The organism is Cupriavidus sp. UYPR2.512, assembly GCF_000379565.1.
Classification (GTDB): domain Bacteria; phylum Pseudomonadota; class Gammaproteobacteria; order Burkholderiales; family Burkholderiaceae; genus Cupriavidus.
The window spans coordinates 179,453-201,734 of the sequence record NZ_KB902852.1 but is presented as its reverse complement, the minus strand read 5'-3'; the positions used below and the strand labels follow the sequence as shown (position 1 = coordinate 201,734).

The 22,282-nt window shown below is 66.6% G+C and carries 16 protein-coding genes; 6 read left to right on the top strand and 10 right to left on the bottom strand.

Annotated elements, in window-relative coordinates; all coding sequences use genetic code 11:
- Positions 1-240: 240 nt before the first annotated feature.
- The 5 genes from A3A5_RS0100920 to A3A5_RS0100900 all read right to left on the bottom strand — a co-directional run bounded on the left by A3A5_RS0100920 (position 241) and on the right by A3A5_RS0100900 (position 6,782).
- Positions 241-2,811, bottom strand: coding sequence for a fimbria/pilus outer membrane usher protein (locus tag A3A5_RS0100920; RefSeq protein WP_018308786.1), 2,571 nt, complete (start codon positions 2,809-2,811; stop codon positions 241-243).
- Between the two features lie 109 nt (positions 2,812-2,920).
- On the bottom strand, positions 2,921-3,691 hold the full coding sequence (locus A3A5_RS0100915) for a fimbria/pilus periplasmic chaperone (RefSeq protein ID WP_018308785.1): 771 nt from the start codon (positions 3,689-3,691) through the stop codon (positions 2,921-2,923).
- Between the two features lie 98 nt (positions 3,692-3,789).
- The gene (locus A3A5_RS0100910) at positions 3,790-4,332 is read right to left on the bottom strand and encodes a fimbrial protein (RefSeq protein WP_018308784.1); all 543 of its coding nucleotides are present in this window, start codon (positions 4,330-4,332) and stop codon (positions 3,790-3,792) included.
- Positions 4,333-4,623: 291 nt separating this feature from the next.
- On the bottom strand, positions 4,624-6,066 hold the full coding sequence (locus A3A5_RS0100905) for an ATP-binding protein (protein WP_018308783.1): 1,443 nt from the start codon (positions 6,064-6,066) through the stop codon (positions 4,624-4,626).
- A complete protein-coding gene (locus tag A3A5_RS0100900) occupies positions 6,063-6,782 on the bottom strand; it encodes a response regulator transcription factor (RefSeq protein ID WP_026200329.1) in 720 nt (239 codons plus the stop codon). Before A3A5_RS0100900 ends, A3A5_RS0100905 begins: the two co-directional genes overlap by 4 nt.
- A 250-nt stretch (positions 6,783-7,032) precedes the next feature.
- On the opposite strand from A3A5_RS0100900, the gene A3A5_RS0100895 reads away from it, so the two are divergent.
- Positions 7,033-8,997: a ligand-gated channel protein gene (locus tag A3A5_RS0100895; RefSeq protein ID WP_026200328.1), complete on the top strand. Its 1,965-nt coding sequence runs from the start codon at positions 7,033-7,035 to the stop codon at positions 8,995-8,997.
- Between the two features lie 154 nt (positions 8,998-9,151).
- On the opposite strand, the gene treF is transcribed toward A3A5_RS0100895, so the two are convergent.
- Positions 9,152-10,939, bottom strand: coding sequence for an alpha,alpha-trehalase TreF (gene treF, locus A3A5_RS37460; protein WP_018308780.1), 1,788 nt, complete (start codon positions 10,937-10,939; stop codon positions 9,152-9,154).
- A 106-nt stretch (positions 10,940-11,045) separates the two neighbouring features.
- The gene (gene mdtD, locus A3A5_RS0100885; RefSeq protein WP_018308779.1) at positions 11,046-12,431 is read right to left on the bottom strand and encodes a multidrug transporter subunit MdtD; all 1,386 of its coding nucleotides are present in this window, start codon (positions 12,429-12,431) and stop codon (positions 11,046-11,048) included.
- 1,616 nt (positions 12,432-14,047) lie between these two features.
- Here mdtD and A3A5_RS0100870 point away from each other — a divergent pair.
- Both A3A5_RS0100870 and A3A5_RS44335 read left to right on the top strand, forming a co-directional pair.
- On the top strand, positions 14,048-14,554 hold the full coding sequence (locus A3A5_RS0100870) for a hypothetical protein (protein ID WP_018308776.1): 507 nt from the start codon (positions 14,048-14,050) through the stop codon (positions 14,552-14,554).
- A 167-nt stretch (positions 14,555-14,721) separates the two neighbouring features.
- Positions 14,722-15,195, top strand: a complete 474-nt coding sequence (locus A3A5_RS44335; RefSeq protein WP_232431238.1) for an FAM174 family membrane protein — start codon at positions 14,722-14,724, stop codon at positions 15,193-15,195.
- On the opposite strand, the gene A3A5_RS44330 is transcribed toward A3A5_RS44335, so the two are convergent.
- The gene (locus A3A5_RS44330; RefSeq protein ID WP_232431237.1) at positions 15,173-15,469 is read right to left on the bottom strand and encodes a metal-dependent hydrolase; all 297 of its coding nucleotides are present in this window, start codon (positions 15,467-15,469) and stop codon (positions 15,173-15,175) included. The genes A3A5_RS44335 and A3A5_RS44330 overlap by 23 nt on opposite strands.
- 32 nt (positions 15,470-15,501) lie before the next feature.
- Positions 15,502-16,068, bottom strand: coding sequence for a hypothetical protein (locus A3A5_RS0100855; RefSeq protein ID WP_018308773.1), 567 nt, complete (start codon positions 16,066-16,068; stop codon positions 15,502-15,504).
- Positions 16,069-16,351: 283 nt separating this feature from the next.
- On the opposite strand from A3A5_RS0100855, the gene A3A5_RS0100850 reads away from it, so the two are divergent.
- The 3 genes from A3A5_RS0100850 to A3A5_RS0100840 are packed head-to-tail and all read left to right on the top strand — an operon-like array spanning position 16,352 to position 19,879.
- Complete coding sequence (locus A3A5_RS0100850; RefSeq protein WP_018308772.1) at positions 16,352-19,198, top strand: AMP-binding protein; 2,847 nt, start codon at positions 16,352-16,354, stop codon at positions 19,196-19,198.
- A gap of 58 nt (positions 19,199-19,256) precedes the next feature.
- Entirely contained in the window at positions 19,257-19,442 is a 186-nt protein-coding gene (locus tag A3A5_RS43935; protein ID WP_018308771.1) for a hypothetical protein, read from the top strand.
- Positions 19,443-19,453: 11 nt separating this feature from the next.
- Positions 19,454-19,879 (top strand): universal stress protein, encoded by a 426-nt coding sequence (locus A3A5_RS0100840; protein WP_018308770.1) that lies wholly within the window; start codon positions 19,454-19,456, stop codon positions 19,877-19,879.
- A 17-nt stretch (positions 19,880-19,896) separates the two neighbouring features.
- Here A3A5_RS0100840 and A3A5_RS0100835 read toward each other — a convergent pair whose 3' ends face one another.
- On the bottom strand, positions 19,897-22,095 hold the full coding sequence (locus A3A5_RS0100835; protein WP_026200326.1) for a TonB-dependent receptor: 2,199 nt from the start codon (positions 22,093-22,095) through the stop codon (positions 19,897-19,899).
- Between the last annotated feature and the right edge of the window lie 187 nt (positions 22,096-22,282).

Sequence of the window (22,282 nt, the reverse complement as noted above, 5' to 3'; positions counted from 1 at the left end):
CATCAGAAAGCGCCCACGATGGGATATGGAAATGCCTCCGGATTATGCATCAACATTCCGGATCGTCGGGGTCAGACGGTGTCTTTCTGGCCGCCTCGCGTCACAGACAGGTCATGGTGAACGTCATCGCCACTGTCCCCGCCCTTTGATACAAGGCTGTCATGCCCAGGAGCCAAATATGGCATTGTGAGCAATGTCAGTACGCAGCCCGCGGTCGGGCAAGACTTGTTTCCGGCTAGATCAACGGCACCTTGCGTCCACGACCTGGTAAGACGTGCCCGCTTCGCTGCCAACCTTCGGCAAGACATAGTCCAAACCACAGCGCTGTGCAGCGCCCTTGCCCCAGCTCACCATCAACCGGCCGGAATCTGCCTTGAGACCGCGCGCAATGACACGACCACCCTGAGCGACGGTACCAATGCTTTGCCCTTGCGCATCCGACACCTCCGCGCCAAACGGCAGCGGCTTCCCATCCGGCCCATTGGCACGCAGAATCGCCGCCCGCCCTGGGTTGTCCGTCTCGAACTTCATCTTCACGATCGCACCCGCGGTCGGCGCCACGTTCTGCTGCGTGGTCTTCAGCTCCACGCTCATCGGCAGCCCTTTCGGGTCGATCTCGATCTGGTTGGTGGCGAACGGCGTCAGGGTCGGCACCACGGCGCGGCCCCAGGGGTCCACGCGCAGGCCGCTGCCGTTGGCCAGGCGCGCACCCGCGGCATCCCTGGCCTCGACGATGGCCATGGTGTCGCCCATCGTCGGGGTGAACGCCACGCCGCCCGCATAGGCCACGATGCCGCCGCTGATGCCCAGGCCTGCCTGCGAGAAGTTGCGGCCCGTGCTGGCGCTGGCCGTCATGGTAGCCATCGGCGACACATAGCCGACGTTGGCGCCGACAGAGGCTGCATCCCTGGTGTTGCCGCCACCGGTGTAGCCGGCGTTCACGCCGTAGGTGAAGGCGTTGTCCTCGCCCAGGGTGCCGGTCACCGTTTCCTGCAGCGAGGTGCCGCCGGTGGAATCGTGGCTCAGGCTGGTCATCGAGTACGGCGCGTGCTGGCCCTTGCCCAGCGGGATACCCACGTTGAGCATCACCCGGGTGTCCCACTTGCCTGAGCCGACGTTGAACTGGCGCGACGCCGAGACGCCATAGTTGATCCGCTTGTAGCTGTTGTTATAGCCCGCCTGGAACTGGGTATCGGAGCCGCCGCGGTTCCAGTAGTTCTGCGTGGAGCCGGACAGGTAGAACGAACCGTAGCCTCGCGGCAGCATCTGGTTGATGGTCATCTGCAGGCGCCCGCGCTGGATGCCGCTCAGGAGCATGCCAGGGCCCAGGCCGCGCTGGTCCAGGTCGCGCAGCGCCATGGCGTCGGTCATGCTCAGGTAGCCGCTGCTGGAATAACGGTAGGCGGCCAGCGTCAGGTTGGTATTGGTCGGGGCCACCAGCTTGCTGTACGACAGCCGCATGCTCTGGCCGCTCCGGTTGGCCGCATTCTGCAGGGTGGTCCAGGCTTGGGTCACGTCAGCGCCGAAGGCACCGAAGTCCGTGTTCAGCGCCCCGCCGCCCATCACCGCCGTGTAGTCCTGCGCCGCGATGACGCCGCCGTAGCCGGTCACCATATTGCTGAGGCCGTGCTGCACGGTCGCCTGCATCATCATCGGCTTGCTCTGGATCGATGTATTGCGGTACTGGCCGACGGTCATGCTGTAGCGCGTGACGCCCGGGCGCAGCGCATTGACGGCTGCGGCATAGGGCACGCGCGAGGTATGCACGCTGCCATCGGCTTCGGTGACCACCACCTCGAGATCGCCGCCGTAGCCGGTCGGATAGAGGTCATTGATCTCGAATGCGCCGGGGGCAACCGTGGTTTCATAGATGATGTTGCCGCTCTGGCGGATCTGCACGCGAGCGTTGCTGTTGGCAATGCCATGGACGGTCGGCGCGTAGCCGCGCTGAGATTCCGGGTACATCCGGTCGTCGCTGGCAATCTGCACGCCACGGAAGCCGAAACTGTCGAACATGGTGCCGTCGGTGAAGGCGTCACCGATGATCAGCTGGCTCCTGATCTGCGCAATCGAGCGCTGCAGGCTGGTCTGCACGCTCTGGTAGCGCGTGCCCTCGACGTCGCCGTGCGTCAGGTTGCCCAGATGGCGCAAGCGCCAGCCACCGAAATTGAGTCCGGCGTTCACCCCGACATAGCTCTGCGTGGTCGAGATCCCGCTCGAATCGGAATGATAAACGTTGGCGTTGTATTGCAGCCGCGCCGCGGTAACGCCTTCGTCCCAGTACCTGGGATCGACATAACCGCGCGCCGAGCGCGACATGGCGATCTGCGGCACCGAGACATTCAGGCGCTGCTCGCCGTTGTCGAAGGCGGCTGTGGCATCGGGGACCAGGTCGGGCAGCGATACGCAGCCCGTGTCCAGCCGCGCCGACGCCTCCGGCGACAACCTGGTCAGGTCCACGCCCATGCGCTGGATCGCGGCACGGTCAAAGCACGGCTGCACGTTGCGGCTGTCTTCGCCCACCTGGCGCAGCGTCACTTCGGCACGGCCCAACCAGGCTTCGTTGACATACAGCTCCGCGCGATAGTTGCCCGGCAAGGCCACGTTGCCCTTGTTGAAGCGGCTCACATCGATGCGGCTGCCGCCGGGCTGCTGCAGGAACGTGTCGTTGAATTCCACCTCGGCCAGGAGGTTCGAGGCGCCGGTGCCGGCAGGCGCCGCCCATGCACCAACGCTCGCGAACAAGGACAACACCACCGCGCTGGCCGGACGCAGCCGGGACGGAAAGGAAGAGGTCTTCTGGATTCTCATTGGTTTATGCCGGATCTGGCCATGCGCGGGCAAGACTTGCCCCTGCCGCTTGCGCGGCATCGTCAATCAGGAAATCATGGAAGATCGCCGGGTGTTGCCCGGCGCATGGCTAGCGCGAAGCGGCCTGGCTGGCGGCGCTGCCCGGCGCGGCTTCGCCGTCGACGGCGCCGCCGTAGTCGTTGATGGCGTGGTAGTGCACCTTGGCGTCGGAGCCCTGCGCAACCTCGCCGGTCAGCGGGAATGCCCTGGTTTCGCCCGGACCGACCATTCCGCCCTCTTCAAACTTCGCGGTCTTGCCGCCACCGGCCAGTTCGAGCCCGGCGAAGGAAACGTGGTACTCGCTGGGGTTGCTCGCTTCAAGCGCCACCTTGCCGCCGGCTTGAGTGAGGCGCCAGCTGATGCTGCCAGGAGCGTCGTTGGCGTTGCCCTTCAGGCCCGCGGGGCGGAAGAACAGCTTGATGCGCGAGCGGAAGGCCAGCTGCAGCTTGTTGACATCAGCTTCTTCGGCGGTGGGCTTTGGCGGGATCTCCAGCACATTGAGCCAGAACACGGATTCGCGGTCCTGCGCCAGCGGCTCGCCGGTGTAGATGATGCGCAGCGTCTGGCCCTTGCCCGGATCGATGCGCGCCACCGGCGGCGTCACCGTGAACGGCACTTCGATGGAGGTTGGTGAAGCCCTGGCGTCGCCCTTGTCGATCCAAGCCTGCGTCAACGCCGGTGACCTGCCTTCGTTGGTCAGCTTGATGGTGGTCTCAGCGTCCTTGGCGTTGTAGATGACCCGCGTGCCCGCTATGACCACGGAAGCTTGCGCGTGCAGCGCGCCCATGAGTCCCAGCGCAATGGCGCCGGCGGAGATCAGGGTCTTGGTGGTCGTTTTCATCGTGTTAGCGGCGCCTGTATCGGGTGAACCGGCAAACTTCGGAATTCGAAAGGCGCGGAGCGCGCCGGTAACACGCTCCGCACCCTGCGTACTGGCGATTACTGGTAAGCGATGGTGTACATCACGCTCGAGTTGGCTGCGCCGGCCGTTGCCACACCGGTGGCCACGTACTGGGCGTAGTACGACAGCGTGGCCGAGCCGCTGGCAATGGTGACGACCTTGGAGTTCTGCGATGCATCGGCAAAACCTGCCTTGATGGGGCTGAAGTCCGAGTTCAGCAGGCCGATCTGTACATTGGTGGCGCCGCCGGAGTTGACGATCAGGTTGCCGGTGGTGGTGTCCGTGGTCGGGCCGGGTTCAAAGAAGGTGTGCACGCTGCCGGTGTTGGGCGTGCAGCCGGTCAGTGCGATATTGAAGCCGGTGCGGCCGGCGGTGAAGCCAGCCTCGGACAGGGTCGAGGAAGAGACTGTCGGCAGCGTCACGGCGAAGTCCTTGGCGCCGGAGCCGTTGCCGTTGATCGTGCAGGTCTGGGCCGTGATCTGGCCATTGAAGGTGATGGTGCCGTCGGCGGCGTGTGCGAATTGCGCGCCCATGGCGGTGCCGGCAACGATCAGAGCGGCGAGGAGCTTGGTGTGCTTCATGATGACTTGGTCAGATAAGTTGATGGTTGAACGGTGATCCCTTTTCAGGGGAATCCGCTGCGCCCCACGTCTGCGTTCGACTGCATTGGCTTCGCAGTCACCCAGTGTCACAGGGACAACCGCAATATAGGGATGACGCTTAATGCCACCAATAAGGCAAGCCTTAGATCCGACCCAGAATCTATCCCATTGCCTGCACGGCGGGTTGCCATGATGCGTACGCGCCGCGAATCAGCCTTGCTCCGGCGCATCTACCACAGCAGGAGATGCGCAGCATGCTTGCGCCGCGACTCACAATTGATCCGCATCAAGGACAGCAGTGCCTGACATCTTGCGCGGCAGGCAAACCCGCACGGCCAGCCCGCGCGGCATCACGTTGTGCGCCGACACCGTGCCGCCATGCGCGGCGATGCCTGCCTGCGCGATGCTGAGCCCCAGCCCCGCGCCCGTCGGATGCCCGGGACCGTTGCGTACCCGATAGAAGGGCTCGAACAGGTTTGGCAATGCGTCTTGCGGCACGCCGGGCCCGCCGTCGACGATGTCGAGCCGGATCGCAAGCTCACTGGCGTGCAGTGTTACGGTCACGGCTGCTGCGGGATCGCTGTACCGGATCGCATTGCGCAGGATGTTCTCGATGGCGCTGCCCAGCGCCGCGGCATCGGCATCGACGATCAGTTCCGGTGGCTGCGCCCAGTGGATTGCCACATCGCGGGCCGCGGCTTCGAAACGGGCATCGGTGACGATGACGTCGACCAGCTCGGCCAGGTCAACGGGATTGCGCACCGGCGCCATCGCATGCAGCCGCGCCAGCTGCAGCGTGCGTTCGACCAGCGCATCGAGCCGTTCCGTCTCGCGCTCGATGCGCTCGAACTGCAGGTCGAGCGTGGCGTCACGCCGCCGCGCCAGCTCCAGCGACAGACGCAGCCGCCCCAGCGGCGAGCGCAGTTCATGCGCAATATTGCGCAACAGCTGCTCGCGCCAGTCCATCAGGCGCTGCAGGCGGTCGGCCATGGCATCGAAATCGCGCGCGAGCTGACCCAGCTCGTCGGCGCGGCGGGCCAGCAAGGGCGGCGTGCGCGTGGCCAGCTCGCCGTCGGCAAGCGCTTGCGTGGCTTCGCGCAGGCGCCGCACGGGGCCGGTTACATGCCGCGTGAGCGCCCAGCACAGGGGCGCCGACACGGCCAGCGCGAACAGGCCGAGCGCGAGCACCACGGGCGATAGGTGCAGCACCTCCCAGCGCGACGAATCGAACGGCAGGAACAGCATCAGGAGCTCGCCGCCTTCCGGCAGCGCGATGGGTTGCGGGTCCCACCATGACACGCGCGCGCCGGGCCCGGGCTCATGCGCGACAGCATGGCCGATCAACCCCGCGCGCCACATCGGCACCAGCCGGTCGGCCAGGCGGTTGCGCAGCCGCGCCGGCAATGGGCGGCCCAGCAGTTCCTGCAGCGTGTGGTCGACAATGTAGATGTCCAGCGCCGAAGCGTGCGAATCCATCGCCGTCAGCCAGCGCCTGAGCCCGGGGCGCCCCTGGGCCTGGGCGACCTCCAGCGCATCCTCGGTCAGCGCCGCGGGGCTCAGGCCATCGAGCGCGTCGAAGCGGTACCAGGCCACCGCGGCCGTCAGTGTCATGCCGATGCCGACGATCGCGGCGATGCCCAGCCAGAAGGTCAGGAAGTTGCGCCAGAACAGCGGCAGCGGAAACAACGCGCGCACGCGGCGCCGCCAGTTCACGGCGCCTGCACCAGCATATAGCCCTGCCCGCGCAGGTTGCGGATCCGCAGCGGCGAAGTGATGCCGTCCAGCGCCAGCTTGCGGCGCAGCGCGCTGATATGCGTATCGAGGCTGCGGTCGTAGCGTGCCGGCGCGCGGCCCAGCGCGAACCGGCCGATCTCGGCGCGCGCGACCACCCGGCCCGGCGCCCGCATCAGGATTTCCAGCACGCGCTGCTCGGCCCCGGTCAGTGGCGCCTCGGCGTTGCCGTGGATGGCTACGCCGGACGCCAGGTTCAGGCGCAGCGCGCCAGCCTCCAGCCACGGGGTCTGTGCGGGCGCGGCGGGCGCGGCGCTGTGGAAGCGGCGCAGCACCGCATGCATGCGCGCCTTGAGCTCGCGCGGACTGAACGGCTTGCTCAGGTAGTCGTCGGCGCCCAGTTCCAGCCCCAGCACCCGGTCGGTTTCATCGCCATGCGCGGTGAACATGATCACCGGACGCTGCGAGCGCGCGCGGTGCAGCCTGAGCAGGTCCAGGCCGTTGCCGTCGGGGAGCATCAGGTCCAGCAGGGCGACGTCGTAGTCGTTGCGGGCCAGCAGGGTCTCGCCCTGCTCGCGGGTATGCGCCAGCGTGACAGTGCAGTGATCGGGCTCCAGGTACTCGCGCAGCATCTGCGCCAGTTCCAGGTCGTCGTCGATCAGCAGCACGCGCGCGCGCGTGTGGGAGCACATCAGCATGCAGCTTGCCGGGGCCTTGCGGGCGTGGACGATGCCGCCGGCCCCCGGTTCCGTCAAGAAACGTCAAGGAAACAAAAGCTTTCCAAAGTGACTGGTAAGCACTTTGTATCCGGAATTCTAATATGCGAATGATTGTTATTTACAAAAGACACGGAAAATGATGACGTTCAGGAAGGTCGCCGGGGTTGGGTCGGCAGCAAGGGCGGCGGCAGGATTGGCAGCACCGGCGGGTGTACGACAGAGGCAATGGATGCGGATGCTGGCGGCGGTATGCGCCACCTCCGGCATGACGGGAGCCTGGGCGCAGGAGCCGAAGGCGGAAGCGACCCTCGCCACCGTGGTGGTGACGGCGGCCGGCAGTGAGCAGGACATCCGCGACGCCCCCGCGTCGATCAGCGTGGTCACGCGCGAAGACCTGGAGAACAAGGCCTATCGCGACATCAACGATGCGCTGGTGGAAGTGCCCGGCGTGATCGTCAGCGGCGGCGGCGACCGGACCGACATCAGCCTGCGCGGCATGGGCGCCAAGTACACGCAGATCCTGATCGACGGCAAGCGCCAGAGCTCGCGCGAGACCCGCACCAACTCCGACTCGTCCGGCGTGGAAAGCAGCTGGACGCCGCCGCTGTCCGCGATCGAGCGCATCGAGGTGGTGCGCGGCCCGATGTCGTCGCTGTATGGCTCCGACGCCATGGGCGGCGTGGTCAACATCATCACGCGCAAGGTGCCCAAGACATGGACAGGCGAGCTGCGCGGCGACGCCACGCTGCAGGAGAACAATGACTCAGGCAATCTCTACCAGGGCAACTTCTACCTGGCCGGGCCGCTCAAGAGCGACCTGCTGGGCCTGCAACTGTACGGCCAGAGCACGCACCGCATCGAAGACGATATCGACTACGGCTTCCGCGGGCGCCGCGCCGAGAGCCTGACCGCCAAGCTGGCGCTCACGCCCACGCGCAACCACGACATCGTGTTCGAGGCCACGGGGATGCGCCAGCTGCGCAGCGAGACCGTGGGCAAGACCGTGCCGCCGCTGCCGCCCGGCACCGCCTGCCCGCGCACCGGCTGCCCCACCTCCTCCGAGACCGACTACCGCAGCGAGAAGTACGCGCTGTCGCATACCGGCCGCTGGGGCTTCGGCGTCTCCGACAGCTATATCCAGCAAGAGGCGTTCGACAACCGCAGCCGCCAGATGAAGATCAAGAACCTGGACCTGCGCACCAGCTGGGCGATGCCGCTGGGCAACCATATGCTGTCGGTCGGCGGCGAATACCTGAACCAGCGCCTGAACGACCAGACCGGCAACCAGATCGCTGGCGGCCCAAACCAGGTCGAGCGCTACCAGTGGGCGCTGTTTGCCGAGGACGAGTGGCGCCTGGCGCAGAGCTTTGCCCTGACCGGCGGCGTGCGCATGGACCACGACCAGAACTTCGGCCAGCACTACAGCCCGCGCTTGTACGGCGTGTGGCATGCGGCCGAGCGCTGGACGGTCAAGGGCGGCGTGTCAACCGGCTTCCGCGCACCGGACCTGCGCCAGACCGTGGCCGGCTGGGGCCAGACCAGCCGCGGCGGCAATATGTACGGCAACCCGGACCTGAAGCCTGAGACCATGGTATCGCAGGAACTGGGCCTGCTCTATGACAAGGGCAACGGCCTGCAGGCGGGCGTGACGCTCTTCAACAACGACTTCAAGGACAAGATCACGCGCGTCGCCTGCCCGACCACGCAGTGCACCGACGGCCCCAACCGGTTCGGCGCCAACCCGACCACCTACATGAACGTGGACCGCGCCTACTCGCGCGGGGTGGAAGCCAGCCTGCGCTGGCCGATCGCGCAAGCGTGGTCGCTGACCGGCAGCTATACCTATACCAGGTCGGAGCAGAAGAGCGGCCAGTACCAGGGCCAGCCGCTGAACCAGTTGCCGATGCACCTGCTGGTGGCCACGCTGAACTGGCGGCCGGGCGAGAAGGTCAACGCCTGGGCGCGCGTCAACTACCGCGGCAAGGAAAGCCAGCCGATCACGGGGCCGTCGTCCAGCACCGTGGTGGCGCCGTCGTACACCTTTGTCGACCTGGGCGCGACCTATTCGGTCACCAGGAATGTGTCGGTGTTTGCCGGCATCTACAACCTCTTCGACAAACAGGTGAACTACACCGACTACGGCTATGTCGAGGACGGCCGCCGCTACTGGATGAGTGTGGCGGTGAAGTTTTGAATTGTGGCTGTTCTTGCTGTGGCCATGCGATTGGTCTGTGGCTCTTGACTAGCGTGGGCTGTTTCGCCGGCTACGCTCGTCAAGAGCGACACACCGACCGCATTGAGCAGCAATGCCAAATCCCCCAACGCGATGCGAGCTCAGTGTGCTCACCTCAGGTCGCCACATCATCCGCCCGGCACGTTGCCGGCACCTCTCCATAGAGGACCATCAACGCACCGGCAACCGCATTGGTCCAGCCAAAGCCATCCTGCAACGGATACTCGCCCCCGCCCCCGCCCAAGGCCCGCCCTTCGATATTCCGGATGCGGTATTTCTCCACCAGCTTGCATTCATGAATGTAGAGGCTGGCCACGGTCGCCAGCCAGCGCTGCGCGATCTCGCGCGCCAGGTCGTCGTGGCCATAGCGCGCCAGCCCGCGCACGGCCAGCCATTGCAGCGGCGCCCAGCCATTGGGCCGGTCCCATTGCTGGCCCGAAGCGCATTCCGTGGTGGCCAGGCCGCCGTCAACTAGCAGCCGGTCCTTCACCGCCTGCGCCACGGCTTGCGCCTGCGGCGGCCGCGCAAGGCCGAGATAGAGCGGCATCACCGTTGCCGCGGTAAGGCACAGGCGCGGCGCGCCGCGGCACCAGTCGTAGTCGACAAAGACGCCCGCGGGATCGTCCCACATGTATTGCAGGATAGCTGCCTCGCGCCGCTGCGCCGCCGCGCGGTAAGCCTCTGCCGCGGCATCGCCCGCCTGCTCGCACAGCGCGGCGAGGCGCGTTTCCAGGTGCCAGAGCAGTGCGTTGAGATCGACCGGCAACATCGCCGTGGTCCGGATGGTGGCAAGGTCCGCGGGCTGGCCGGTGGGCGTGGATGGCGAATCAAGCCAGCGTGAACTGAAGTCCCAGCCCGATTCCGCCGCGGCGCGCAGGTCGCGGAACACCAGATGATGCGGCCGGCCGCTGCGCATCGCGGTCTCCATGTCCTCCATGAAGGCTTCTTCGCGCGGCCACGGTCGGTCGTCCCAGTAGCGGTTCAGCACCGCGCCGTCGGGCAGGCAGACCACCCGCCGGTGCGCGTGGCCAGGCCGCACGCAGTCGGCGCCGTCCATCCAGAAGGCGTATTCAAGGCGCAGCTGCGGCAGGAAGTCGATGGCGCTGGCCAACTGCTCGCGCTCGAGCAGGTCCACCATCAGCGCAAATGCCGGCGGCTGCGAGCGGCTCAGGTAGTAGTTGCGCGTGCCGTTCGGCACCAGGCCATACGTGTCGATCAAATAGGCGAAGTTCCGCGCCATCGCCACCATCAGGTCGCCGCACCCGCTGCCGGCCAGGCCCTCCATGGTGAAGTAGGAATCCCAGTAATACAGCTCGCCGAAGCGCCCGCCCGGCACCACGTAGCGGTACGGCAGCGGCAACAGCGACGACAGCGGCGGATGAGCCACGGGCTCGCGCGTCAGCACCGGCCACAGGCCGTCGATATGTTCGCGCAGGGTGCTGGCGGGGTCTGACACGTAGTGGCTCTCCGGCACGGTGGCGCGGGTGAAATGCGCCTGCACGAAATCGGCCAGCGAGAAGCCGGGCGTGTCGCGCGTTTCGCGGTAGCGCGCCACGATCAGGTCCGGATCGCAGTTGGGAATGCAGTCAGGGAAGGTCTTGCTGTCGGCAAACAGGCCGCTGTGCTGGACATCGACGAACAGCTCGCAGTAGCGCGCCGCGGGCGACAGCATGTCGGCGCAGGCACAGCCGGGCAACGTGTGCGGCGGCGGGCAGTCCCGGTGCGTGACCAGCGCTGGCCGCGCCGCCGCATGGACCTTGTCGGGCGCCGCCGATGGCCCCGGCACCGCGCCGGCGCCGTCAGGGGTGGCCGGGGCCGTGCGCGGCACCGTGCTGCCGCCGGCAGGGGGGCCTGGCGGCGGTGGGATGGTGGGTGCGGGCCCGGCTTTGCCTGTCGGCTGCATGGACGCCTCCTTGCACCGGGCGCTGCCGGCTCATGTGGATAGGAGCCGGGAAGTGCCGGGTAAGTTCGCGGCCGCCCCCAAAGCGGCCCATGTGTCACACAGGCGCTCACACCTCCTTCTCGCCATGCTGCACCGATATCGCCGGCGCGGGCTCGCGCACGCCCAGTTGCATGAAAATCCAGGCCGACGCACACGTGATCAGCCCCATGCAGACAAAGGTGGCATGAAACGCCGGCAGCACCGCCGCGGTATCGCCGCCAAAGCGGTACTGGAAGGTCGCCAGCAAGGCGCCCGCCGAGGTCACCGCCAGGCTCATCGACAGCATCTGCACCATCGACAACATGCTGTTGCCGCTGCTGGCGCCGGCCCCGCTCAGGTCCTTCAGCGTGACCGTGTTCATGGCCGTGAACTGGATCGAATTGACCATGCCGAACACGGCCAGCAGCGGGACCAGCAGCCACAGCGGCAACTGCGGCGTGATCAGCGCAAAGGCTGCCATCACCAGCCCCACCACGAAGGTATTGGCCACCAGCACGCGGCGGTAGCCGTAGCGCTGGATCAGGCGCGTGGCCAGGCGCTTGGAGGCCATGCCGGCCGCGGTGACGGGCAGCATCATCAGGCCCGCATTGAACGGCGAATAGCCCAGGCTGATCTGCAGCGTCAGCGGGATCAGGAACGGCATCGAGCCGTTGCCGATCCGTGCGAACAGGTTGCCCAGCAGCCCTACGCTGAAGCTGTGGATGCGGAACAGCCGCAGCGGGAACAGCGGCTGCCTGCGCCGGTTGGCGTGCAGCCCGTAGGCGGTCAGCGCGGCCATGCTGGCGATCAGCAGCATCAGCACGGTGGCGTGCTGGAAGCCCAGCCCGGCCAGCCCGTCGAGCGAGAACGACAGCGCCAGCATGGCGATGGCCAGCAGCAGGTAGCCGGCGATGTCAAAGGACCCGATGCCGGTCAGCCGCGCGTTGGGCATATAGCGCACCGTCGCCAGTGCGCCCAGCAGGCCGACCGGCACGTTGATCAGGAAGATCCAGTGCCACGACAGCGCCTGCGTCAGCCAGCCGCCCAGCGTCGGCCCGATCAGCGGGCCGATCATGCCGGGGATGGCAACGAAGCTCAGCGCCTGCAGATACTGCTCGCGCGGGAAGGTGCGTAGCACCGCGAGCCGCCCCACCGGCAGCAGCATGGCCCCGCCCACGCCCTGCACCACGCGCGCGCCGACCAGGAAGTTCAGCGTCGGCGCATAGGCGCACAGCAGCGAGCCCACCACAAACAGCCCGATGGCGGTCTGGAAGATAGTGCGGGTGCCGAAGCGGTCAGCCAGCCAGCCCGAGGCCGGGATGATCACCGCCATGGTCAGCGAGTAGGCAATCACCACCGACTGCATCCGCAGCGGACTCTCGCCCAGGCTGTGCGCCATCGACGGCAGCGCGGTGTTGACGATGGTCGAGTCCAGCGTCTGCATGAAGAAGCCGACCGCCACCACCCACAGCATGATATTGGAATCTCGGTTATCAGTACGAAAACGGCTGGAAAACATGGGGTTTCAGTGTGCGCAGGTGGAAAAGAATGTGCCCCAAACCGACGCTTTGGGGCACTGCGGAGCTAGTATATCCGTCCCAAAAACACACATATAGGGGTGCATCAAAATAGCTAATCTCGAGCAACGGGGGCACACGGTTCGTGCCCTGGTTCGCATGAAGGGACAGCGCATCAGCGCTGCTTTCGACAGCGAGTAGGCCGCGCGCGATGGGGCGCGGGAACCCGGCCGGCCTATCAATCGGCAAGTAATCAGACGTTCTATTGCTCCGCTGTAGAGGTGACCACGGCGTGCGGGACTGTGCTGCCGCTTTGACGAAGGCACGCCTCCAATCACCGGCGTCGTTGCCGCGACGCTCGACAGCGTGACGATGCAGCAGGTGAGGAAGGCTTTGGCGGCACGCTTGACGACGTTGCCGTTGTGCTGCTGCTTACAGCGTTGGCTGCGTACTAGCGCGCAAACCCGGCGCGGCACCGCGCCTGGACGCTTGATCTTTATCCAGTCGCGCCGCCGCTCGCCGGGCAGGTAGACTGACCCCGCGCGCTTTGCGACTACCCACAGTCAGCGCGAGCATCAGCGCGTGACTTCGACACTTTTTCGCTTGAAACCTGGCGGAAAAAGAATATGCCAATGCATCATTCAGTGTCGCCCACTAATGAGGAAAAAGAGCCCCCGGGGACCGGGGGGTTCCCCGAGGGCCATAAATGCGAGGCGAAACAGCAGCCCCGCGCATTCCATGCTGAACGATGGTGGTTGAATCGGCATCCGCCAGAGTATTTAAACCACTGCGCCATTAAGTGTGTTTCAACGGCGAATAGGGCAATTACTTGCCTATAGAGACGTGATTACCGGGTGAATCTCTGCGGCGGCACCGCGCCGGGACGCTTGATCTTCATCCAGTCGCGCGAGCGCTCCCCACCCTGATACAGCGAGCCGGCGCGCTTCCCCACCACGCCCGCCACCCCAGTGAGAGCGCATGGCCATACTGCCGCGCGCCATCCTCGACGCTATCCGCGTAAAGAAGCCCTGCACGCGGCTCGCCCAGAAGTCGACGGAGTGGACGCTCCAGCGACTGCCGGCGCGAATCCTTTCCCTTGCCGGCAAGCATGTCAAACGCACAGTGCTGAAACCGTAGGACGATTTGTTATTTTTCTATTAATAAGAATTGAGAACCGCACTTGGTCATGCCTATCGGGCAGCCAGCCTCGGTGGGCCGCTATCAGCGCATGTTGCTGCCTAATGCGACGACAACTTTGTGGATCTGCAGCGCGGCAAAAAGATAAGTATAGATCGACTGAGGCAGCCATTGCGCACCAAAATACAGCGCGCAACTGCCTCCGACCAAAAAGAAATTTCCAGTTCGACGCCTTGCTTTAACTATACTTTCGAGAAAGTTTATACAATACCAGATTGTAAATTTTGCAGCAATTCTGAAGCGCATATTCTTAATACGAAGCAAGGAGGTAACCATCAAGGCTTTAAGTATCTGCTGACTTCTGCGGAGCGAAGAAAAAGGTAAACAACAAGCCAATTTTTCTCATCTGGGGGCTAAATGGATTCTGGAGAAAAATATGAAGAATCTAGCTTTAGTCACATTGGCGGCGGTGCTGGTCGCTCCCGCAGCTTGGGCGGAAACAATTGCCGCCAACGGGCCCAGCGGAGCGCATTATGCAAGCGGCTCTGCCGAGCCGCAATGCACCGTAGATTCCAGCCTGAATGTCAGCTGTACCGGGACTACCATCGGTGGGGTCGGCCACACTAATGCGACAGCGATTCTGTCAGTGAGTTACTCAGGCACCGTGCAGTGCACAAACCATGGCGGCCAGATCGTCGAGGTGAAGACGAAGTTCACGGACGCTACTTCGTCGGGAACCCTGAGACCTTCCAAGAATGGCCAGCTGGTAGTGCCGCCGCTCAGTACGACGGCGCCGACCGCCCAGGAGTTACTAAACGCCGCCACCTGCCCCAACGGGAACTGGACCAAGCAGCTGATCGCGGGCCCAACCCTTGCGGGTTTCGTGTATACGGTCACCTTCGCGGGCTTCACCCAGCCTTATATCAGCATCGTGGGTCCTTGATTGACTTGGCACAGGCTTCGGCACATTCGACTGATATGCGAGGGCGTCCTAAGCCATAGCGATGGGCGTGCCAGCATCCACTGGCACGTCTGCAATCGGTGGCGGCTGGTACCAGCATTTCGTGCGGTACCACGCCGACTTTCTCCTGAATCATCGGATGCTTGACCATGCAACAAGACGTTCACCTTAATTGCCACGGGTGGCATGCACCGCGCCAATTTTTGCATGCTCGGTGGATGCTGCTGTTCAGTCTGCTGCTTGCCGGATGCGGCGGAGGGGATTCCGCCCCGGCATCAAGGGCAGCCCCGCAGCAAGCTTGGTCGGGACCGAGCCCATTGGCCGCGCAAAGCACGTCGCCAGGAGGGGAAAAATCGGCACCGTCGGCCGTGACGGACGAAGCTGCCGTACCTTCGGCAGGGTCCGCCAGTATGGTGCAACTCAGCGCGCTACCGCAGCTGTCATCGCTGTCCGACCGTGAGAAGGCGGGGTTGCTCATGCTACTGCCCTCCAAGTCGTCTTCGCAACGGCTGGCATTGATTAACATGTATCCCGGTCTGGTCAATCTGCCGGTCCAGCAAAAGGAGCTGTTGCTGGACCAACTGGAAAAAATCGTCCCGGTCACGGTAAGTCAGCGTCAATGACCGCTTTCCGACAGAAGCTTCGCTGCTTTCGCATAAGCACGTTAGTAGGCGCCGGTACCCGCTTCATGTGACACGAGCGTGCTCCAGAAGAATGCCACTGCGCCAGGAAATGCAGCGGATGGACCAGGAAGCCCAGGAAATCAATATCCGGAAAGGCGCCGGCGGCAGCGCCAAGCAGCAGGCGCTCGCGCGTGCTGAGTCGCCGGCCGGGGACCTCGGCCATGGGGATGGCAAGCGCGTGCGCTCCCATCAAGGCATGGGTGATCGTGTCCATCCGGACCGGGCTCCCCTGTCGCCAGGGCGGCGCTAGGCCAGGCGCTCGGCGCAGCGCAGTTGCCGTTCGAGCCAGGCTTGCGTGCGCCCGGCATCCGGCGAACGGTCGCGCAGCCAGTAGCCGAAGGTGGAGAGGAAGATGCTGGTCAGCACGGCCTCCCCCACTTCGCGGCGCCAGCCGGATTCGGGCAGGCGGGCCGATTCCCGCAGCCACTGCACGGTGCTGCTGATATGCAGCAGGCCCTGCACCTGCAGATGCACGTGCTCTGGCTGCAGCTTGTAGCGCAGCATCTGGGCGGTGAGTTGCCGATGCGGGGCCAGCGCCTCGAGCCAGGCGAGGATGGCCTGCTCCAGGCGCTCGCGGTGGGACAGGGCGGCCCAGCCTTCACGCGTGGCAGCGTGCAGAAGTGCGAGGTCGGCCCGTTCGAACCAGGCCTCGGCCAGGTCGTCCTTGTGCCGGTAATGCCGATGGATCTCGTCCAGGCCTATGCCCATGTCGTCGGCGACGTCATGCAGGTGCAGGGCGTCCCAGCCGCTGCGCTCGCCCAGCATCAGGGCAACCTCCAGGATCCGGCCAGCCAGGGCTGCATCGTCGCTCATCGCTTTGCCATCCTCGGTAATGCGCGTCCGCGCTCTACCTTCCAGCATAGCGAGGCAGCCAGCACGCGAGCGCGGATTTCTGTGCCATGTGCGCGATGCTGCCGCTCAGGATCGGGGTGCAGCCGGGGGCTTGCCGGCCTGTGCCCGGCCCGGCACCTGCCTCGACAATTTCCGCACGCGGGCTATCTTTAGGGTGTCAGTCCAGGCGCCATCCGGAACGGCCGCCGCGCCAGCCAGAATCCGGCGGCGGCCGCGGCATCGCGTGGACAGAGGCCGTACGCGCATGAAAGCGGATTCTCCCCCGAAGCAGAACTACGAGGATGCCCTGCTCGGCATCGTGCGGGAGATGTCTTCGGCCATGCGCCCGCCGGCCGAGTCCGAAGTGACGGTCGCGCTGGACAGCACGCTCGAAGGCGAACTGGGCTTCGACAGCCTGACGCGCGCCGAGCTGCTGACCCGCCTTGAACACCGCTTCGGCGTCAGCCTGCCAGAGCAGGTGCTGGCCCAGGCCGACACCCCGCGCGCCCTGCTGCGTGCCTTGCTTGCCGCCCAGGACCTGCCGCCCGGCGCCAGCGGCGCGCACCTGCGTCAGGCCCGCCCTGCGCCGGCGGCACACGCGCCCGACGGCGCAGACACCTTGCCGGACGTGCTGCGCTGGCACTTGCGCAGACACCCGGAGCGCACCCACATCGTCCTGCAGGACGGCGACGGCGCAGACACGCAGATCAGCTTTGCGCAGCTGCACCGCGGCGCTGCGGCCATTGCCGCCGGGCTGGTCGCCCGCGGCGTGCGGACGGGCACGGCAGTGGCCATCATGCTGCCCACCAGCCCCGAGTACTTCTACAGCTTCTGCGGCATCCTGCTGGCGGGCGGGATTCCCGTGCCGCTCTACCCGCCGGCGCGGCTGGCGCAGATCGGCGACCACCTGCAGCGCCACGCCGGCATCCTGGCCAATGCCCAGGCGCCGATCCTGATCACGGTGGCCCAGGCGCGGCCGCTGGCGGCCCTGCTCAAGGCCAGCACGGGAACACTGCAAAGCGCGCTCACGCCCCAGGAACTGGAGGACGGCGGCGGCGCCCTGGCCCCTCCGATACTGCGCACGCACGACATCGCCCTGCTGCAATACACCTCGGGCAGCACCGGCTCGCCCAAGGGGGTCGTGCTCAGCCATGCCAACCTGCTGGCCAACCTGCGCGCCATGGGCAAGACCCTGGCCGTCGGCTCGCAGGACGTCTTTGTCAGCTGGCTGCCGCTTTATCACGACATGGGCCTGATCGGCGCCTGGCTGGGCAGCCTGTACTACGCCTACCCGCTGGTGGTGATGTCGCCGCTTGCCTTCCTGGCGCGGCCCGAGCGCTGGCTGTGGGCCATCCATAAGTACCGCGGCACGCTCTCGGGCGGGCCCAACTTTGCCTACGAGCTGTGCCTGCGCAAGCTGGCCAATGCCGACCTGGCCGGGCTGGACCTGTCCAGCTGGCGTTTCGTCTTCAATGGCGCGGAGCCGGTGAGCCTGCAGACCATGCGCGCCTTCATGGAGCGCTTTGCCCGCTACGGCCTGCACCCGCAGGCCGCCGCGCCGGTGTATGGCCTGGCGGAGGCTTCGCTGGGCCTGACCTTTCCGCCGCTGGGCCGCGGGCTGGCGGCCGACCGCATCGACCGCGCCGAATTCACGCGCACTGCCGTGGCCGTGCCCGCCGGCGAACACGAGCCTACTGGCGGGCGCGAGACCCTGGAATTCCCGTCCTGCGGCCGGCCGCTGTCCGGCCACGAAGTCCGCATCGTCGACGCCACCGGATGCGAACTGGGCGAGCGGCATGAGGGCCTGCTGCAGTTCCGCGGCCCTTCGGCCACCAGCGGCTATTTCCGCAATCCCGTGCAGACCCGCCAGCTGTTCGACCGCGGCTGGCTGAACACCGGCGACTATGCCTACATCGCCGCCGATGAGGTCTATATCACCGGACGCGCCAAGGAAACCATCGTGCGCGGCGGCCGCAATATCTATCCCTATGAACTGGAGCAGGCGGTCGGCGCCATCCCCGGCATACGCAAGGGCTGCGTGGCCGTGTTCGGCAGTCCCGATCCGGATAGCGGCACTGAACGCATCGTGGTGATGGCGGAAACCGCCGAGAAGAATGTGCAGGCGCGCCGCGCGCTGCACCGGCAGGCACTGAAGACCGCCCTCGACGTGCTGGGCATGCCGCCCGACCATATCGCGCTGGTGCCGCCGCACAGCATCCTGAAGACGTCGAGCGGCAAGATCCGGCGCGCCGCCTGCCGCGAGCGCTTCGAGCGCGGACGCCCGGGCCGTGGCGTGGAAGCGCCCTGGCTGCAGATCGCGCGCTTTGGCTGGCGGGCGCTGCGGCCGGAGTTGCGGCGCGGCCGGCAGACCGCCGCGGGACTGTCCTACGCCCTCTATGCCTGGCTCCTGTTCGCAACGCTGGCGCCGGCGACCTGGCTGGCATCGGTTGCGCTGCACCGGCCGGCACTGGGCTGGGCGCTCAGCCACCACGCCGCCCGGCTGTTTCTCAGGCTGGGCGCGGTGCCCTGGTTCGTACAAGGGCTTGAGCACCTGCCGCGCGACCGGCCCTGCATCCTGGTCTCGAACCACGCCAGCTACCTGGACGGCATTGTGCTGGTGGCGGCGCTGCCCACGCCGGTATGCATGGTCGCCAAGCGCGAACTGCAGGGCCAGCGCATTCCCGGCACCTACCTGGCCAGCATCGGCGCCGATTTCATCGACCGCTTCGACAGCGTGCGCGAGCACGAGGACGTGGAGCGCGTGGTGGCGGCGGTGCGCGCCGGGCATTCGGCGCTGTTCTTCCCCGAAGGCACTTTCGGGCGCGCGCCGGGGCTGCAGGCCTTCCGCTCGGGCGCTTTCCTGGCGGCCGCGCGGGCCGGTGCGCCGGTGGTGCCCGTCGCCATCCGCGGCACCCGCTCGGTGCTGCGCGACGGCCAGTGGCTGCCGCGCCGGGGGCCGATCGGCGTGGTCATCGGCAGCCCGCTCTGGCCGGACGGCGCAGACTGGCCGGCCGCCATGCGCCTGCGCAACACCGCCCGCGCCGAAATCCTGCATTACTGCGGCGAGCCGGACGCCCGGCGCATGACGCACCGGGATGCAAGGCGGGCCTAGACTGCGCGCCGCGAGGAACTTGCCATGACATCTGCCGGCGCAGCAGGACTCTAGCGGCGTGGATACCTTTGCCACCGCCCCGATGTGGGCCGGCTTCCTGGTCCTGGTGCTGGGAACGCTGGTGGTGGACGTGTTCGTCCTTGGCCGCCGGCACGCGCACCGCGTTTCGACGCGCGAGGCGCTGGGCTGGACCTGGCCTGGTCGACAGTCGCGCGAGCGCCGGGCGGGGAACCGGCGCACATAAGGAGCGATTCCATGAACAAGATCCTGCTTGCGACCGACGGGTCGGCCTATAGCGACGCGGCCGCCCGCTACCTGGTGCAGAATCCCCTGCTCAGCCGCGATTTCGTGGTGCAACTGGTGCATTGCGAGCCGGATGTGGCTGGCGACATCAAGACCTTCGTCGACCGGTCCACCCTTGATGCCTGGCATCGCGAACAGAATGAAAAGGCGATGCAGTCCGTGGCCAGCATCCTGGGCGAGGCCGGTATCGCTTTCGAGTGCCATGGCTTCGTCGGCTTCGCGCCGGCCCGCATCGTCGAGTACGCGGGCAGCATCGGCGCCGGCCTGATCGTGATGGGTTCGCACGGCCGCGGCGGCTTCCTGGAGGCCATCATCGGCTCGGTGGCCAGGCGAGTCCTTGCCCACGCGCACTGCCCGGTGCTGCTGGTCAGGAGCTGAGCGCTATCCGGCGCGGCTCACAGGGCCGCGCGCAGGCCCAGGAAGAAGCGCCGCCCGGGCGCGGGTTCAAAATACCGCCCGTTGGCCTCATTGACAATCACCGAGCCGATATAGCGCCGGTCGGTGAGGTTGTCGATGCGGCCGAAGACGTAGAGCCGGGTCGGGCCGATGCGGAACTCATAGCCGGCGCGCAGGTTGAACACCGCATAGCCTGGCGCGGCCTGCGTGTTGAGGTCGTCGGCGTAGACGCGGCTGTCCACGCGCATCTCGGCCCCCAGCGTCAGCGGCGCTGCCGGCCGCCATGACAAGTCGGCGCCCACGCTGTGGCGCGCGGTGCCGGGCAGGCGGTTGCCGGCCGCCACGGTCTGGCCCTGCGCGTTGACGAAGCTGTCGCCAAAGTATGCATCGAGCCAGGTATAGGCCAGTCCTGCCTCGATACGGCTGCCGCCGCCCTTGCCCGGTGTGCCCACCTCGCCGAGGAAGCCGCCGCGCCAGCCCAGTTCGAAGCCGCGCCGGTGCACGCCGCTGACATTCTGGTAGACGGTGCGCCCGGCATTGTTCGATTGGGGCACCACTTCGTCGTGGCTGTCGGCATCGAACAGCGCCGCCTCAAGCCGCTGTCCCGCCGCCTGCCACTTGATGCCGACCTCGCCCTGGCGGCTGGTGGCGGCCTGCAGCCCCAGGTTGCTGCCGACGCCGCCGGGGCCGTAGGCAACTTCGGTCAGCGTCGGCGTCTCGAAGCCACGGCCGAGGTTGGCGTAGACGTTGAGGGAATCGAGCGCGTGCCACACCACACCAAGCACCGGGCTGACGTTGCTGTAGGTCGCGCTGCCACTGTCATCGGGGCTGGCCGCGTTGATGAAATGGTCGTCAATGCCAAGCCGCACCCGGCTGGCGCGCACGCCGCCCACCAGTTGCCACGCCGGGTGGAAGGTCCAGTCGAACTGCGCAAAGGCGCCAAGGTCGGTCGCGGTATTGGTCTCGTCGCGGCGCAGCGCGCCCTGCGTGCCGTTCTGGTTGACGTAGCCGTTGCGGCCGTCGCGCATGCCGTTGGCTTCCAGCCCGGCGCTCCACAGCAGCGGCAGGCCGGCGGCAGTGGTGGTGCGCCGGCTCCATGACAGCGCGGCGCCGCCGTAGGTGCGGTCCAGGTCGACGATGCCACCGGCCGAATTGGGCGCGGCACCGCTGAAGCCCAGCTGCTGGTACAGGTTGCGCGTGCCGCCGTACAGGCGTGCCGACAAGCTGTCGATCCCGGTCAGCTGGTGGTCCACCACTACGCCGGCCTGGGTCTGCTCGACATTCTTGCCAGTATCGAACTGGGTCGCGGCGGACACCGCCTGGCGCGGGTTGGCATCGGCCTGCGCGCGCGTGAGCCCCAGCGGGTCCTGCGCCAGCGGCTGGTTGAAATAGTTGAACTGGCCGGTCACGCGCGTGCCGCTGGCCGGCTGCGCCACTACCCTGGCATTGAGCTGGTAGCGCCGCGCCGCGCTGTGGTCGCGGTAGCCGTCGGTCTGGTAGGTCCAGGCATCGAGCGAGCCGCCGAGCCGGTCGTTGCCGCCGGCCAGCGCGATGCCCGCCTGCCACTGGCCATCCGAGCCGAAGCCCGTCGACGCGCGCCCGCTAAAGCCATCCCTGGGCGGATCAGGCGTGAACACCTGCACCACGCCGCCCGACGCATTGCCATACATCTGCGCAAACGGCCCGCGCAGCACCTCGACGCGGCTCGCGTTGGCAAGGTCGGCAGTGGCAGCCTGGCCCTGCCCGTCCGGCATGGTGGCCGGAATGCCGTCGACATACAAGCGCACGCCGCGCACGCCGAAGGTAGAGCGCGTGCCAAAGCCACGCACCGCCAGTTGCAGGTCCTGCGAGTAGTTCTGCCGGTCGCGCACCGCCACGCCCGGCACGCCGGCCAGCACCTCGGACAGGTTCACCAGCGGCGTGGCGCTGCGCAGCGGATCGACCGGCACGCTGTCCACTGCCGCCGGCGCATCAAAGCGGCGCTGCTCGCTGCGGGTGGCGCTGACCACCACGTCGGGCAGCGTTTCGGCGGTGGCCGCGGCCACTGCCGTGCCGGGCGGGTCGGCGGCACGCGTGCCGGCGCTGGCCAGGACCAGCGCGGTGAACGCCAGTGCGGAGGAGCTCGCCAACGGGATGCGGGGGATACCGGAACGGCGCTGCCGCCGGACCGCCAAAATCTGCCTGCCGCCTGGTTTCATGGATCGGAAGCGGGTTGCGGGTCCTGGCGCAGAGTGTGGGGCGCCGGGGACAGGTGAATGTGTCGCAACTTTATCGTTTCCACAGCACTATTGCCATGCGCATGGCTGCGGGGAAAACCCGCGGAAGAGACGATGCCGGCACCGAATTCCAGATGTTCAGAAAAATTCAACAACTGATTGCATGGAT

Excerpts from the sequence above, each read along its gene's own strand:
- A3A5_RS0100920 (WP_018308786.1), bottom strand. The coding sequence starts at position 2,811 with ATGAGAATCCAGAAGACCTCTTCCTTTCCGTCCCGGCTGCGTCCGGCC.
- A3A5_RS0100915 (WP_018308785.1), bottom strand. The coding sequence starts at position 3,691 with ATGAAAACGACCACCAAGACCCTGATCTCCGCCGGCGCCATTGCGCTG.
- A3A5_RS0100910 (WP_018308784.1), bottom strand. The coding sequence starts at position 4,332 with ATGAAGCACACCAAGCTCCTCGCCGCTCTGATCGTTGCCGGCACCGCC.
- A3A5_RS0100900 (WP_026200329.1), bottom strand. The coding sequence starts at position 6,782 with ATGCTGATGTGCTCCCACACGCGCGCGCGCGTGCTGCTGATCGACGAC.
- A3A5_RS0100895 (WP_026200328.1), top strand. The coding sequence starts at position 7,033 with ATGCGGATGCTGGCGGCGGTATGCGCCACCTCCGGCATGACGGGAGCC.
- treF (WP_018308780.1), bottom strand. The coding sequence starts at position 10,939 with ATGCAGCCGACAGGCAAAGCCGGGCCCGCACCCACCATCCCACCGCCG.
- mdtD (WP_018308779.1), bottom strand. The coding sequence starts at position 12,431 with ATGCTGTGGGTGGTGGCGGTCGGCTTCTTCATGCAGACGCTGGACTCG.
- A3A5_RS0100870 (WP_018308776.1), top strand. The coding sequence starts at position 14,048 with ATGAAGAATCTAGCTTTAGTCACATTGGCGGCGGTGCTGGTCGCTCCC.
- A3A5_RS44335 (WP_232431238.1), top strand. The coding sequence starts at position 14,722 with ATGCAACAAGACGTTCACCTTAATTGCCACGGGTGGCATGCACCGCGC.
- A3A5_RS44330 (WP_232431237.1), bottom strand. The coding sequence starts at position 15,469 with ATGGACACGATCACCCATGCCTTGATGGGAGCGCACGCGCTTGCCATC.
- A3A5_RS0100855 (WP_018308773.1), bottom strand. The coding sequence starts at position 16,068 with ATGAGCGACGATGCAGCCCTGGCTGGCCGGATCCTGGAGGTTGCCCTG.
- A3A5_RS0100850 (WP_018308772.1), top strand. The coding sequence starts at position 16,352 with ATGAAAGCGGATTCTCCCCCGAAGCAGAACTACGAGGATGCCCTGCTC.
- A3A5_RS0100840 (WP_018308770.1), top strand. The coding sequence starts at position 19,454 with ATGAACAAGATCCTGCTTGCGACCGACGGGTCGGCCTATAGCGACGCG.
- A3A5_RS0100835 (WP_026200326.1), bottom strand. The coding sequence starts at position 22,095 with ATGAAACCAGGCGGCAGGCAGATTTTGGCGGTCCGGCGGCAGCGCCGT.